This is a genomic window from uncultured Campylobacter sp., assembly GCF_905373215.1.
Classification (GTDB): domain Bacteria; phylum Campylobacterota; class Campylobacteria; order Campylobacterales; family Campylobacteraceae; genus Campylobacter_B.
This window is the reverse complement of the sequence record NZ_CAJPRT010000002.1, coordinates 51310-65109: the sequence shown is the minus strand read 5'-3', so window position 1 is coordinate 65109 and position 13800 is coordinate 51310. Positions and strand designations below refer to the sequence as shown.

At 49.1% G+C, this 13800-nt stretch carries 14 protein-coding genes and 1 pseudogene; 13 read left to right on the top strand and 2 right to left on the bottom strand.

Annotation, left to right across the window (positions count from 1 at the left end; genetic code table 11):
- Positions 1–70 precede the first annotated feature (70 nt).
- Both QZ176_RS01680 and QZ176_RS01675 read left to right on the top strand, forming a co-directional pair.
- Positions 71–685 (top strand): hypothetical protein, encoded by a 615-nt coding sequence (locus tag QZ176_RS01680; RefSeq protein WP_295150748.1) that lies wholly within the window; start codon positions 71–73, stop codon positions 683–685.
- A gap of 512 nt (positions 686–1197) precedes the next feature.
- On the top strand, positions 1198–1590 hold the full coding sequence (locus QZ176_RS01675) for a hypothetical protein (protein WP_295150746.1): 393 nt from the start codon (positions 1198–1200) through the stop codon (positions 1588–1590).
- Between the two features lie 574 nt (positions 1591–2164).
- Here the strand turns inward: QZ176_RS01675 and QZ176_RS01670 are convergent.
- Entirely contained in the window at positions 2165–2644 is a 480-nt protein-coding gene (locus QZ176_RS01670) for a hypothetical protein (RefSeq protein ID WP_295150743.1), read from the bottom strand.
- Complete coding sequence (locus QZ176_RS01665) at positions 2644–3732, bottom strand: class I SAM-dependent methyltransferase (protein ID WP_295150740.1); 1089 nt, start codon at positions 3730–3732, stop codon at positions 2644–2646. Before QZ176_RS01665 ends, QZ176_RS01670 begins: the two co-directional genes overlap by 1 nt.
- 203 nt (positions 3733–3935) lie before the next feature.
- On the opposite strand from QZ176_RS01665, the gene QZ176_RS01660 reads away from it, so the two are divergent.
- The 11 genes and pseudogenes from QZ176_RS01660 to QZ176_RS01610 all read left to right on the top strand — a co-directional run bounded on the left by QZ176_RS01660 (position 3936) and on the right by QZ176_RS01610 (position 13799).
- On the top strand, positions 3936–4943 hold the full coding sequence (locus QZ176_RS01660; RefSeq protein WP_295150738.1) for an AI-2E family transporter: 1008 nt from the start codon (positions 3936–3938) through the stop codon (positions 4941–4943).
- A gap of 101 nt (positions 4944–5044) precedes the next feature.
- Positions 5045–5404 carry a nitrous oxide-stimulated promoter family protein gene (locus QZ176_RS01655; protein WP_295150735.1) on the top strand — a complete coding sequence of 120 codons (360 nt, stop codon included), beginning with the start codon at positions 5045–5047 and terminating at the stop codon, positions 5402–5404.
- Positions 5405–5658: 254 nt separating this feature from the next.
- Entirely contained in the window at positions 5659–6435 is a 777-nt protein-coding gene (locus QZ176_RS01650) for a hypothetical protein (protein ID WP_295150733.1), read from the top strand.
- Between the two features lie 81 nt (positions 6436–6516).
- On the top strand, positions 6517–7062 hold the full coding sequence (locus QZ176_RS01645) for a molybdenum cofactor guanylyltransferase (RefSeq protein ID WP_295150730.1): 546 nt from the start codon (positions 6517–6519) through the stop codon (positions 7060–7062).
- Positions 7052–8230: a phospholipase A gene (locus QZ176_RS01640; RefSeq protein WP_295150727.1), complete on the top strand. Its 1179-nt coding sequence runs from the start codon at positions 7052–7054 to the stop codon at positions 8228–8230. The genes QZ176_RS01645 and QZ176_RS01640 overlap by 11 nt, the downstream gene beginning before the upstream one ends.
- A gap of 153 nt (positions 8231–8383) precedes the next feature.
- Positions 8384–9310, top strand: a complete 927-nt coding sequence (locus QZ176_RS01635; RefSeq protein ID WP_295150725.1) for a branched-chain amino acid transaminase — start codon at positions 8384–8386, stop codon at positions 9308–9310.
- Positions 9311–9318: 8 nt separating this feature from the next.
- Positions 9319–10398 carry an SPFH domain-containing protein gene (locus QZ176_RS01630; RefSeq protein WP_295150723.1) on the top strand — a complete coding sequence of 360 codons (1080 nt, stop codon included), beginning with the start codon at positions 9319–9321 and terminating at the stop codon, positions 10396–10398.
- Positions 10399–10688: 290 nt separating this feature from the next.
- A pseudogene (gene hisI / locus QZ176_RS01625) lies at positions 10689–11009 on the top strand (phosphoribosyl-AMP cyclohydrolase); the annotation flags it as partial.
- Positions 11010–11198: 189 nt separating this feature from the next.
- Complete coding sequence (locus tag QZ176_RS01620) at positions 11199–11702, top strand: phosphoribosyl-ATP diphosphatase (RefSeq protein WP_295150898.1); 504 nt, start codon at positions 11199–11201, stop codon at positions 11700–11702.
- Between the two features lie 107 nt (positions 11703–11809).
- Positions 11810–12790, top strand: coding sequence for a hypothetical protein (locus QZ176_RS01615; RefSeq protein ID WP_295150720.1), 981 nt, complete (start codon positions 11810–11812; stop codon positions 12788–12790).
- Between the two features lie 118 nt (positions 12791–12908).
- Complete coding sequence (locus QZ176_RS01610) at positions 12909–13799, top strand: NTF2 fold immunity protein (RefSeq protein WP_295150717.1); 891 nt, start codon at positions 12909–12911, stop codon at positions 13797–13799.
- Position 13800 lies beyond the last annotated feature (1 nt).

Below are 13800 nucleotides of genomic sequence, written 5' to 3'. Positions count from 1 at the left end.
TTCCGCCCGTTTCAGCGTAAAATTTAGACCCGCGGGGTAGAATTACAAAAATTTTCACATGGAGCAAACAATGAAAAATTTCTTTTTAGCCGCAATAATTTGCGCGCTTTTTAGCGGTTGCGCATATGAAGCGCAGTTTAATCAAAACGCCGACGTAGCGCCGTTTGATGATACTATAAGCGCGACTAACGCCATGCAAAGCGCGCTCATTTATATCCCTAGCGAGCTAATGGGGACGAAAAGCTACGCCGCAAGCTCGAAGCTAGGCAGAGACGATGAGCTTAAAATCGACGTCGGCGAGTTCGTCGCAGGCGAGGCAAAGCGCTTCTTTGGCACCTACCTAAGGCGCGTAAGCGTCACCGACGACGAAAAAGCGCTGCAAGGCAAAGGGCTCGTAATCGCGCCTGAGCTTAGCTCATTCGGCTTTGGCTTTTACAGCTCCGACGGCATCGACGTTTCGGCAAAGCCCTATGTGCGCTACAATCTACGCTTAAAAATGTTTAAAAACGGAAAGCCGATCTACAACCAAAATATCGCCGTAAACGAGCGCAACTTCGGCGAGGAGGAGTTTTTCGGCGGCGGTCAGGGCTCGTACGCGCAGATCGGCGGGATCTTTCAAAAATCTATGGCGAATGATTACGCCGTGCACGCTAGAGAAATTTTGGACGTAATCAACGATAACTAATCGCGCTTACGCCTTTTTGTGGTGAGGCGGGCATCTGGTCGTTTATTTTTGCCCGCCGTCTTGTGGTAAAATTTGTCGCGGCGATCTTACGACACGCACTTGCGGATCGTCGCGCCTAAGCTCTGCGATATAATTAGCATAGCTTTAAAATACTCAAATGCGCGCTTGCTTGTAAGATTTATACCGCCTGCGACATTAAATCCTTTTGATACCGAGTTTGCCAGCGCTCTAGGCATCAAATTTAATCCCGCAAGCTGGGTTAAATTCCGTAAAATCACGTTATGAAATTAACTTGGCAGCTTATATTTAAGTGCGGCAAGCCGATAAATTCCGCACCTTGACATACTGCTTAATTCCGTATTTTAGGGCTAAACTCCGCAAACAAACTTTTCGCGTTCGCTGCTACACTTGCATAAAATTCCATATTCACAGCACCAAAAATTCGATCTAAATTTAAAGCACCGATTAATATTAATTTTTATATCATTACTAAATTTTTTAAGGAGAAAATTATGAAAAAGTTTTTATTGCTTCCGTTTGCTTTCGCGGCGCTTTTTGCGGCACCAAGCTGCGATAATGTCCAACTCAAAGCGGCTGTGGAAGGTATCAATAAGAGTGCGCCGATGCGAGTCGACGAGATTACTACGTTAACTGGCGCTGAGTGCAAGGATGGCAGCTTCATCTACAACTACGAGCTAAATGACGGCATGGGGATGAAATTTGACAGTGTCGGGAATGATCAAAAAACCGTGATACAAAATGTCATAGATAGCCAAAATAAGCAAATTTTTTGCAATCAGATGAAGGTAATGCATCCGCTAATAAACAGCGCGATATGGAGCTATAAGATAAAAAGTGGCGAAGAATTTATAAGGGTAGAATTTAAGCCTAGCGACTGCAAGTAGGGCTTGCGCGGGATTTAAAATTTAGCGCGGCGTGAGCCTTTGCCTGCTCGCTCGCGCCGCATCCGTTTAAAATTTATCCGCTCTGCTTTTGATTTCGCCTGTGCAAAAGCAACGTGCTAAAATCTCTGTTTAACTTTTACCGCGCCGCTGCGTATAGCATGACGCATATCAGCGTGCATTTCTCCGTCACAGAGCGCTAAACGCGTGAGTCCTTTTTAAACCGCGATCTAATGCGTCAGGTTCTGCCAGTGGTGTTTTTCATTAAAATTTGACTATTTCACGCGGAATTATATCTATGTAGCAGCGCAAACACCGCGTAAAGCTTTCGCGCGAAATTCTATAAGTTACGGAATTTTATTTGAAACAGCATCATAGATTTTGGGTCAAAATTTTAGGATTTATTGCGATGCTGCACCTGCTGCGATGAAATCTTACTAAATTTTATCCGCGACCTGCTCACATAAAATTTTGCGTCAAAGCATGAGCTTCCTCACAAGCTTGCAGATGTGTCAGCCGGCCAATGCACCGCCACACAAAACGCGGCTAATCAAATGCCTCGCTTGGGTTTTAAAATTCACCGCGCGCAGCTATTTTTATCAAGCTTTAGCTGTATTGGCGGCAAGCCCTCTATCTCGTAATTTAACACCATCGCTTTGCCAAGCTCCCGCAAGCGCCGCGAAAAATCCGTGCTGCAAAAACCGGCCTTCGCCTTGGCAAACAGCATCTCTTTTAAAATTTCCTCATCGCCCGCGTCTAGCGCGCTGAGGTCTAAATTAGGTGAGCTATTTAGCGCGTAATCGTATATGAAGCTATCACCTTCGCATGCGGCGCCTTTTAAAGTCGTAGCATCGTCGATCCTGCGCGGCGCGCCCTCGTTTATCCGCACTAGCGCATCTCGCATCTGTTTGCTTTCGCAGAAGTTTCGCTCTAGCTCGCCGCGTTTTTTCTCCGCATAAAATTCCATCGCCACATTTGCCAAAATTCCGATTCCAAAGAGCACTAGCAAAATTTTAATCGGCTTATTTAGCTGCGCGCTTAAGCTTTGCGCGTCCATCATCGCGCCCTTTCGCAGCACAGCAGCGTATGTCCGACGCCCAGTCCGTCGTGAATTTGCGAAATTTTAAGCCCGGCGCGCTGCGCAAATTTAACCATATCGTCCGAGTGATAAATTTTGCTATTGCCGTTTGCCATGGCGGCAAAATATACGCTGATCTGCGTCATGCTATACGCGGCGGTTTCATAGCGCTGCCTGTCCCAAAACGGCTCCAAAATATAAAGCCGCGCCTTCGCGCTCATCGACTCCGCCGCGCGCGAGAGGATGCTTACGATCTGCTCCTCTGCAAAGCAGTCCAAAAACTGACTAAGCCAGATCGCGTCAAAGCCGCGCGGAAAGCGCGTAGCGGGATCTAGCAGATCGGCCTTAAGCCCGTCTATGCGCTCTGCACCCTTCGCGCCTGCGACGGCGTCTTTCATCATCGAAATTTGCCCCGCAAGATCCATTATCGTGACGCGCACATTTTCGTCGTAGCCTACGCACCGCTTAGCAAAGCGCCCCGTGTTGCCGCCTACGTCTAAAATTTTATCCGTCTTGCGCGAGAAAATGATCTTTAGCGCGGGCTCAAACGCCAAATCCGAATAAAAATGATCAAACGCGAGCCAGCTCTTGCGCACGTGCGGCGGCAGATGCGAAAGCGCCTCGTAGATCGTAGCCCACTGCCCAAAAACCTTTAGCCCCTCGGGTTTGCCCGATTTTAGCGTCTCTTCGAGCTTAAAGAGCCCCTCGTAGCACACGTCGTGGATGAAGTCCATATCCACTCCCACCAGCTCGTCGGTGAGTAGAAAATATCCCGCCTTGCTGAGCCCAAATTTCTCGCCGCTAAGTAGCACCGTGCCGATGCTAAGCGAGCTTTCCAAAAGCAGCTTTACGGCATATTCACTAAGCGAGAGCTTCTTCACGATCTCGCTTATACTTAGTCCGCCCTCCGCCTCATTAAGCGCGCTTAAAATTCCAAATTTTTTCATCAGCCTGCTTACCTGAAAAACTACAGGCGCAAAGGCGATCTCATTCGCCGTCCGCTGCGCCTCGCCCGCGCTTTGACGCTCGGCGCCGTAACGATCTAAAAGCTGTTTGGGAAGTTTCATTTTTGATCCTACTTATGTAAATTTCGCAAAATTTTAGCAAAAAATTCTAACTTTTCTTGCGCCCGCTAAGAATTTACGCGCATCTTAGAATTTTGCGATGAAATTTTAAAATTCCGTCTTAAAATTTATGGAATTTTAGTTAAAATCCTTTCATCAAAATTTCGCGTAAAAGCTCTGCGAAAATGTCAAATTTAGGAGAATCCTTGAAGCTTCAAATGTCCTTGATGTCGGTTGCCTGCGTCATAATCATCCTGGCTGGTCTTAAAGCCGCGCAGGCTATCGTCGTGCCATTTTTGCTAGCTATTTTCATCACGGTGCTCGTCTCGCCGCTGGTGCTTTATGTCCAAAAGATCCGCGTCGGGCGCGTTTTTAGCTTCCTCATCATCACTTTCGCTTTCGTGGCGATTATAGTGTTTTTCGGCGCAGTCATCTTCGATGCGATCAAGGAATTTTCAGCGCGCCTGCCCGAGCTTCAAGCAAAATTTGAAGAGGTGCTAGGAGGCGTGAGCGCAAAGCTCTCTCGATTCGGCATAGAGCTTAACGCCGCAAGCCTAGGCATCGATCCGAGCGAAGCCGCCGCGCAGCTATCTGCACTACTGCGCAAAACAGGCTCGATAGTCTCGACGGGATTTTTCATTTTTATAATGGTTTCATTTATGGTCTTTGAAAGCTCCGTAATCGACGAAAAAATCCGCTATTTTTCGCAAAGTAGCCGCGCGACACACACTTTCGTGAAGAAATTTGCCTCCAGCCTCAAAAAATATCTGCTAATTAAAACTATCGCTTCAGCTTGCACCGGTGCGCTCATCGGGCTTGGGCTGTGGACGCTTGGTGTTCCATATGCTGCGCTGTGGGGGATTTTAGCTTTCGTGCTAAATTTCATCCCCACCATTGGCTCGATCGTAGCGGTCTTTCCGACACTTTTCGTGACGCTAGCTACGATGGATATAAGCTCTAGCATCTGGACTATCGCAATCTATTTGGTCGTAAACGTAGCGATCGGAAATATCATCGAGCCACGATTTTTAGGGCAAGGGCTTGGGCTTTCTACAATCAGCGTACTTGCGGGGCTACTGCTGTGGGGCTTCGTGCTTGGTATCGGCGGGCTATTTTTGGCTGTGCCGCTTACGATGAGCTTGCAAATCGCGCTTGCTTCAAACGACAAAACACGCTTCATCGCGACTCTATTAAGCAACAAGGTCGAAAGATAAAGCGAAATTCCGCGGAATTTTAAAATTCTATAAATTTTAGCTTGAGCGCGCTCAAGAGTATTTTTGTCTCTTTTAGATAAAATCCGCCCAAAGGATCAAATATGACTAGCGAAAAATTTATTTACGAAGTAAACACGGTGACGAAATTTATTCAAATTTACTGCGATGGCAAGCATGCGGATGCGCCTAAAAAAGACGGTGCCGTGCTTCATGACTACAAAGACGATAAGGGGCTTGTGCAAACGCACTTTCATCTCTGTAGCGACTGCGAGCGGATGCTACGCTATGCCTACGCGCGACTAGGCGCCTGCCCGCATACCGAAAAACCGCGTTGTCACCACTGCCCGCATCCGTGCTACGAGCGCGAAATGTGGACAAATATGGCTCGTATGATGAAATACAGCGGTATGAAATTAGGGCTTACGAAGATAAAAAAGCTTTTTTCGTTTAAAAAAAGCTAATTTGTGCGGGCAATTTAGTTAAAGTTTGCGGGTAAAATTTATCTCTGCAAACCCGCTTCATCTCTACACAAAAAAGTATAAAAAAGCAGCGTGAGAACAAGCGCAAAAAAGATATAAAAATCAATCAAAATACTAAATCTTAGCGCCTAAAATTCTGCCTTGCAAACGCAAATCCTCCGCAATCCTTGATAATAAATAATTAAATTTGAGTTTATAGTTTTAAGTTAGAATTGTGCCCAATCAAAGGAGAAAATATGAAGGTCATTACCATCGCGGTCGTTAACGGCAGGGTCGTAAACGAAAAGGAATTAATCGCGTCTATCGCCGATTATGACGATTTTACCGCGGTTGCCGAACAACTCCGCAAAGGGCTGAAATCGAGGTATTTTACATCTAGAGAGCATGCGAGGATCTATAAAAAAATCAGCGTCGAGACGGGCTTTAGGCGCGTGCGATTCGACTACAAACCTTATAAAGATAAAATTTCAAACCTTATTGCCGAGGGCTACACCGTCAAGGCGATCCTAAAAAAGATCGGCGAGGAGGACGAAGCGTTCAAAAACGCCGTTACTGCGCCCGGGCTTACGCACTTTATCTCCGTGACGTTCAAAGATGAAAAAACAAGACTTCGCGCAACCGCAAAAAAAAGCGAAGATTTCTTATACGCGTATCGCTTCGAGATAAAGAAAATGCACTTCCAAGGCGTTAGCAATAAAGAAATTTTAAAATATATGAAGGCTCATTACGAAAAGGATTTTGCTAAAGTAAGTGAGCGCGATATAGCGGCTTTTATCGAGGCAAACGCGGTGCTGGATACCGACCGCAAACTCTCGCTGTATAAAAAGCCGAGCCTTTACGATCCGCATTTTAGCGAGATTATGAAGCTTTACGCAAGCGGCATGCGAGTCTATGACATCTGGAAGACGCTTAAAGTCAAATACCCCGAGCTAGCCAAGCTTCAAGCGCCGAGCCTTTATCAGTTCATCGCAAACAACGCCCTTGGCAAAGCCAAATATATGCAAAAAGACTGATATGTCCGCGCTTCTTTCAAATTTTACTTTCAAATTTAAAATTTCGCCGCGATAAAATCGATGAAAGCCGGTGAAATTTCTATGAAAACCTGCGTCATTCTCTGCGGCGGCAAAAGCTCGCGTTTCGGCAGCGATAAAACGCTGTTTCCATTCCGCGGGCATCCCAGCATGACGCACTTTCTTTTTTCGCGCTTAAACCGCGAGTTTGAGCGGGTTTTCGCCTGCGCCAAAAGCTCTAAATTTAACCCTCCGCTTCCTATGATCTACGACGAATTTGAGGAATTTTCGCCGATGGGCGCGCTGTATTCGGCGCTAAAGCCCTTTAGCGGCGAGCGCATTTTTATCATCCCCGCCGACATGCCCTTTGTAGAAATTTCCACCATTCGCGCTCTTAGCGAGCAAGAGGGGCAAATTTGCGTAGCAGGCGACGAGGCACACAGACATAGCTTGTGCGGATTTTTTGACGCAGCTCTTGCGCCGCGCGCGCTTGAGCTCTACCGCGCGAAAGAGCATAAGATCGGCGCGCTCATCGGATCTGCAAATTCCAAAGTGTTAAATTTCAAAAACAAAGAGCAGTTTTTAAATATAAATTATCAAAACGATTTAAAGGGCGTAGATGAAATTTAAAGCTTTAGCGTTCGCGCTTTGCGCCATGAGCCTAGCCGCGCAAGATCTATCCGAGCTATACGCAAAGGCTAGCGAATACGAGACCAAGGGCGATTACAAAAACGCGATGATCTATTACAAAAAGATCGCCGCGGCAAGTCTAGCGGAAAGCGGCGAAAAGTCGCGCCGAAATTCAGCAAAAAATTCTATCGTGTCCGCACAAACTCCCGCTTCACACGATGATACCGCTGTTTTAAACTCCGCTGAGTCACAAAATTCTGTCGCACAAAATTCCGCCGCGCCGAAACCTGTCGCGCCAAATTCCACTTCGTCAAATTTTGCAGACGCAAACCCTGCCGCATCAGGCTCTGCGTCAAATTTAGAATCATCGAATTCCGCCTCGCTCTCGCAGAATTCCACGACGTCGAGTTCTGCGATGCAGGACGAACGAAATTTCCTATTGCAAAATTCCGCGCCGCAAGGCGAGCAAAATGGTCGAAATTTTGGATTTTTGGGGCTTAAATACTACGAGCCGATCTACATGCTCTTTACTCACGATTTTAGCAAAAAACCCGATCGTAAGGCGGATGAGCTGCATTTTGAGTTTAGCTTCGAGCGGCCGATTACCTACGACGCGCTGGGGCTTGGAGAGAAATTTTCATTCGCTTACGCGCAAAATTCCTGGTGGCAGATCACGCAGGATAGTGCCCCCTTTCGCGAGAGCAACTACCGCCCCGAGCTCTACGTTAGCGCGCCGGTGCCGTTTGCGGATGAGCTAAAGATAGGTGCTCTGCACGAATCAAACGGCAAAGGCGGCGCAGAATCGCGCTCGTGGAATAAAGCCTACGTCCAAAGCACGTGGAGCGCGGGCGGATTTTCGATCACCCCCAGAGCCTGGTATGCCTTTTGGCTGGACCGCACGAACGAGGACATCGCGGATTATATGGGCTACGGCGATCTGCGCGCATCATACACCTTCGGCAAGCAGCGACTTAGCGCTCTGTGGCGCAACAACCTACATTTTGACGGCAGTAACCGTGGCGCGATCGAGCTAAACTACAGCTTCCCGATCTTTAACAGCGGATTTTACGGCTATCTACGCTACTTTGGCGGCTACGGCGAAAGTCTCGCGGATTATAAACGCAGCGTCAATAAGATCGGCATCGGGCTTTCTTTCGTGGAATTTTAATGCCATCTGCACCGAGTTGCGGGCCAAATTTGAACTCATGACTCATTGTGCGTCTTAAAATCGCACCAAATTTCAACCGCTTTTAAATTTCTTAGAAATTAATATTGTTTTAGCTAAAATCGCAGATTAAATTTTAAACAAAAGGATTAAAAAATGGCACAAATTCAAGAGGCCGAACTCATCTGGAAAGACGGCAAACTAATCCCATGGGCGGAAGCTACTACTCACGTTTTGACGCACTCTTTGCACTACGGAAATGCCGTATTTGAGGGCGTGCGCGCCTATAAAACCGACAAAGGCTACGCGATTTTTCGCCTAGACGAGCACACTGCCCGTCTTGAAATTTCGGCAAAGCTCTGTCTAATCAAGCTTCCGTTTAGCTTCGAGCAGCTCCGTAAGGCTCAGATCGACGTCGTTGCGAAAAACCACTTCGATCAGACCGTCTATATTCGCCCGCTAGCGTACTTCGGCTACGGCTCGATGGGCGTTTCGTCCAAGGACTGCTCGGTAAACGTCATCGTCGCAGCATGGCAGTGGGGCGCGTATATGGGCGAAGAGGCGCTACGCAAGGGCATCAAAGCCAAAATTTCATCGTGGATGAAGCCGGCGCAATTTTCGATGATGGCAAAAGCCAAAGCGAGCGCGAATTATTTCAACTCGCAGATGGCAAATTTCGAAGCGGTCGATGCGGGATACGATGAGGCGATACTACTCGATCCGCAGGGCTTCGTCGCGGAGGGCCCTGGCGAGTGCCTATTTATCGTAAAAGAGGGCGTCATCATCACTCCGCCAAACGACACCAGCCTAGAGAGCATCACTCAAAATTCAGTCATAGAAATCGCGCGCAGCCTGGGCTACGAGGTCCGCAGAGAGCGTATCGCTCGCGATCAGCTCTATGCCGCGGACGAAGCGTTTTTTACCGGCACCGCTGCGGAGGTCACGCCGATTAGCAACATTGACGGCAGGATCATCGGCAAGGGCGAGATGGGCGAGATCACGAGCCGCTTGCAGAAGGCGTATTTCGCTGTCGTCACGGGCAAAGACCCAAAATTTGAGCACTGGCTCACATACGTAAAATAAGGAAAAGCATGCCTGCGGATTTGAATGATTATTTTAATAAGAAAAATGGCGACAAAAAAGGCGGGAATTTAAATTTTAAAATTCCTAATTTTGGAGGAATGGGCAAGTTTAGCGGCGTGCTTTACGCGATAATCGCGATAATCGCGCTGCTCGTGATCTCAAAACCCTTCGTCACGATCCAATCCGGCGAAGTGGGGATCAAGTCAAATTTAGGCAAATACGATCCGACGCCTCTTGGCGCGGGACTTCACTTTTTCGTGCCGTTCATACAGGACGTATTCGTCGTAGATACTCGCACGCGTATCATAAACTACACCAGTAGCGAAGATATGAGCGCGGGTATCGCTACTAAAAGCGGCACCACGGGCGGTATCATCAGTAAAAACTCGCTTTCGGTGCTAGACTCGCGAAATTTGCCCGTCAGCATCGACATCACCGTGCAATACAGGCTCAATGAAGCCACGGCACCCAACACGATCGCCGAGTGGGGCTTTTTATGGGAGGACAAGATCATCGATCCGCGCGTAAAGGACGTCGTGCGTAGCGTCATCGGCAACTATGCCGCCGAGGAGCTGCCTACCAAACGCGACGAGATCGCCAAATCGATCGACGACGGCATCCGCAAGAATATCGAAGCACTGCCGAATTCGCCCGTAGATCTGCTAGCCGTGCAGCTTCGCGAGATCATCCTGCCGGCTAAGGTAAAGGAGCAGATCGAGAGCGTACAGATCGCCAAACAGGAGGCTGAGCGCACTAAATACGAGGTCGAGCGCGCGAATCAAGAGGCGCTTAAAAAGGCTGCTCTTGCCAAAGGTAACGCAGACGCCGTCAAAATCGAGGCTCAAGGTCGCGCCGATGCCGCTAAGATCGAAGCCGACGCGCAAGCTTACGCCAACAAAGAGGTCGCAAAGAGCCTCGATGCAAATCTTTTAAGCCTCAAGCAGATCGAGACGCAGGCTAAATTTAACGAGGCGTTGCGCGAAAACAGCGACGCAAAAATTTTCCTAACGCCGGGCGGCGCGGTGCCTAATATCTGGGTCGATACGAAAGATAAGGCGAAGCAAAGCGCCATCGAGCGGGAAAATTAAAATTTCAGGCGGTTATACGCCCAGATTTAGCAGACTAAATTTAATAGCAAATTGCTCCGGACGCATAAGCTTAACTTGCGATTTTGCGAGTTAAGCTTAGTAGTTAGCTAGATTGCTCACGATGAGCAGAACTCGTGCTCGTCGCGGCTTAAGCCTAGTGATCGCTTAAATTTAGCCGCTAGGCTTGTCCTTTAAATTTACGAGGCGCGCCGCTTCGTAAATTCATAACTCAAATTCCGCGTGCGGCGGCTAAATTTAAGGCGCGCGACTTCGCAAACTAAGGATCAAAGATGAAAGTAGATTGGCAAAAATTAGGCGGGCTGCTCCCCGCGATCGTGCAGGACGCGGGCGACGGCGCGGTTTTGATGCTCGCGTATATGAACGAGGAGGCGCTAAGCCTGACGCTGCAAACCGGCTACGCGCACTACTTCTCGCGCAGCAAGGGGCGCATCTGGAAAAAGGGGGAAGAGAGCGGGCACGTTCAGCTCGTAAAATCCGCTTTTTTGGACTGCGACAACGACGCGCTGCTGCTTAAAGTCGAGCAGTGCGGCGGATCCGCCTGCCATACGGGCGCGCGAAGCTGTTTTTTCAAAGAGATTTCGCCGCAAAAAGACGATGAAAATTTCGAGAGTTTGAATGCTTGTGGCGCGATAAATTTTGCAGAGCACGGCTCTGCAGCCTCTCTCGTGCGGAAAAATTCCGCGAATTCCCGCGCAGGGCAAAATTCTGCTTCCTGCGACGGCTTGCAGAATTTAACGCCCAAAAATTCTACCGATTCCTGCGGTGAGCAAAATTCCGCAATGCAAAGCTCCACTGCGACGAATTCTGCGTTCACGAATTCCTCCGCAGAGCGCAGCACTCAAAATTTAGACGCCGTCTCGCAAAATTCTACGCTCAAAAACTCCGCAGAAAAAAGCCCATACGGAATTTTGGACGAAATTTACCACGTTTGCTTGGATCGCAAGCTAAACGGCGAGTCCGAGCTCTCCTACGTCGCCTCGCTCTACACGAAGGGCGAAAACTCCTATCTCAAAAAGATCGCCGAGGAGGCGTGCGAGTTCGCACTGGCGTGCAAGGACCTCTCGCGTAGCGAGCTTTACGTAGACGTCGCGCGCGAGGGCTTCGGCGAACACAGAGCGGGCGAGCCGCGATACGACGTGATTTACGAGGGAGCGGATCTTTTATTTCACCTTCTGCTCGCACTTGCGGCGCACAATATCCACCCGGACGCCCTGCTTGACGAGCTAGCGCGCAGGCAAGGACAAAGCGGCATCGAAGAGAAGCGCAGCCGAGAAAAAAGCTAATTCTGCCTTGCGGCGACCGCGAGTTTATTTAGAGCAAAGCGCGCCTGAAGCAAGCCGTAAAACTCAAAGGCGATTTTGCGCTGTAAACGCAAATTTAAGGGTCGATAATGAACGAAATTTTAGAGCGAATTTACGAAATAGAAAACCTTGCCGAACTAGAAATTTTTCTGCGCGCTTGGGATCGAATTTTAATCCGCGAGCGGCTGCTGGGCGAATTTGACCGCTACGCCTTTTATAAAAACGCTAGCGAGTGGAACAGGGCCGTTAAAATTTGCGAATGCCTAGCGATCGTAGGCTGGGGCGAGCGCGAGAGCTTAGAAGCGCTGCGCGGGAAATTTTACAACGGGCAGCCCGCGACCTATTTTTTAAATGCGCACGGCGAGGCGCGCTTCGTCGAGGCATATTGGTCGAAGCGCAAAACGGGGCTTACGATGCAAGACGGCGATACTATCTTTCATGCCGGCCCGGATACGGCGGGCAAAACGCTCGCGCGCCCCGTAAAAGAGGACATTTGTGACCTCAAACTAAACAGCCAGCGCAACTGGATAGCCAAAAACCCGGTCCGTATCACGCGCGCTATCAGTAACTGCTACGAGAGCTCGCGCGCCGTGATAGAAAGCCTATTTGAGGATCTACAACCGGCGCTTAACGCCAAAATGTGCCCTAAAATTTACGGCTGCGCGATCAACTACATAAAGCTATGCTGCGCGTTTAGTTTTGATGACGAGCACTGTCGAACCAACTACATCATCGCGCCCGATAAGCCGCGCCTAAGCTCGCAGCGCGCCTGGGAGCTTAGGCGCGAAATGATGAGCGAGGAGGAGCAGCGCGCGGGCGGCTACTTTTTGCGAAATAGATTTGAGTATTCGCCGTTTAGAAAAAGCACGGGCAAAACGGGCGCACTGATACATTTCGAGCGCGAGTTTAGCGAGCTAGCGCCCATGGAGCAAAAGCGAAAGATGGGCGAATATTTTTTGACGGCGCTAAAGCAGATCGCACAAAAGCAAAGCAAGCTTGAGTATGATTTCGCCGCGATGATAGAGGATTTTAGTAAAATTTTAAGCGAGTGGACGGCGGCTAAAATTTAGCGCTCGTCGGCGCAAAATTTAATCGTGCTGCGCGAGCAAATCCGCGCGCAAATTTAAGCGCTTGCGCAAATCGTAAAATTTCACTAAAATTTTAAAATCAAATTTTAAAGGATAGCTGATGAAGCAGATCACGATGCAGGAGGCTTTGGACGCGGTTAGCGAGCGCTACTGCAAAGGCCATCACTACGAAAACGTAGCACTCACCGATGAGATGGTGCGCCGCATCTGCGAGGTAAAAAGCCTCGTAAATATGGGCTTTATAGCTACGGCAATTACGGACGCGGCGCTGCAGCATCTAGCCACGCTACCGAAGCTTGCGTATCTATTTTTGCAAGATAGCGATAAGATAAGTGGCGAGGGCTTTAGATACTTTGCGGAACACGCTAAGCTCGAGCACATCGGTATCGAAAACGTCAGCATCACGGACGAGGGGCTAAAAGCGATCGTACAAATCCCAAAGCTAAAATTGCTGCGCCTAGTCAATTCACGCGTGAGCTTTGCGGGGCTGCTAGCCGCGGCGGATACGAAAATCCAGTTTTATCTAGACGGCGGGCAGTTTAGCAAGGAACAAATTGCAGAGTTTGAGCAGGCACAAAGAGACGCCGCGAAGAGCAAAAAGAAGCTCGATCCAGATGACCTGGCGGCGGCGCAGAGTGCGCTTTTAGAATTTTTCGCGGCGATGAGCGAGTGGGAGAAATTTGCTACATCGCGAATTGATGACGCGAATGACGGTGAGGTGCAGCGTAGGTGCGACGAGCTCTTTGCGCGCTACTGCACGCCAGTTAGGCGCAGCGGCTTTCGTCCCGAGGGCATTTCGTTTTCGATGATGGAGGGCGGCACCTACGGCGGGTACGAGCTAACGGACGCCGAATGCGAGAGCAAAAATAAAATTTACATCTACGCCAAGGACGAACATGGCTTTGCGCGCCGCTTCTTGCTCGTGCGCAAGGACGGGCGCTGGCTCGTAGATAAGTGCCAAGGCATGGACGGCAAAAACCGCGGACTGTAAA

Coding starts and splice junctions, on each gene's coding strand:
- QZ176_RS01640 (WP_295150727.1), top strand. CDS start 7,052: ATGAAATTTAAAGCTTTAGCGTTCGCGCTTTGCGCCATGAGCCTAGCC.
- QZ176_RS01670 (WP_295150743.1), bottom strand. CDS start 2,644: ATGGACGCGCAAAGCTTAAGCGCGCAGCTAAATAAGCCGATTAAAATT.
- QZ176_RS01665 (WP_295150740.1), bottom strand. CDS start 3,732: ATGAAACTTCCCAAACAGCTTTTAGATCGTTACGGCGCCGAGCGTCAA.
- QZ176_RS01615 (WP_295150720.1), top strand. CDS start 11,810: ATGAACGAAATTTTAGAGCGAATTTACGAAATAGAAAACCTTGCCGAA.
- QZ176_RS01675 (WP_295150746.1), top strand. CDS start 1,198: ATGAAAAAGTTTTTATTGCTTCCGTTTGCTTTCGCGGCGCTTTTTGCG.
- QZ176_RS01645 (WP_295150730.1), top strand. CDS start 6,517: ATGAAAACCTGCGTCATTCTCTGCGGCGGCAAAAGCTCGCGTTTCGGC.
- QZ176_RS01620 (WP_295150898.1), top strand. CDS start 11,199: ATGCAAAGCTCCACTGCGACGAATTCTGCGTTCACGAATTCCTCCGCA.
- QZ176_RS01655 (WP_295150735.1), top strand. CDS start 5,045: ATGACTAGCGAAAAATTTATTTACGAAGTAAACACGGTGACGAAATTT.
- QZ176_RS01650 (WP_295150733.1), top strand. CDS start 5,659: ATGAAGGTCATTACCATCGCGGTCGTTAACGGCAGGGTCGTAAACGAA.
- QZ176_RS01635 (WP_295150725.1), top strand. CDS start 8,384: ATGGCACAAATTCAAGAGGCCGAACTCATCTGGAAAGACGGCAAACTA.
- QZ176_RS01630 (WP_295150723.1), top strand. CDS start 9,319: ATGCCTGCGGATTTGAATGATTATTTTAATAAGAAAAATGGCGACAAA.
- QZ176_RS01680 (WP_295150748.1), top strand. CDS start 71: ATGAAAAATTTCTTTTTAGCCGCAATAATTTGCGCGCTTTTTAGCGGT.
- QZ176_RS01610 (WP_295150717.1), top strand. CDS start 12,909: ATGAAGCAGATCACGATGCAGGAGGCTTTGGACGCGGTTAGCGAGCGC.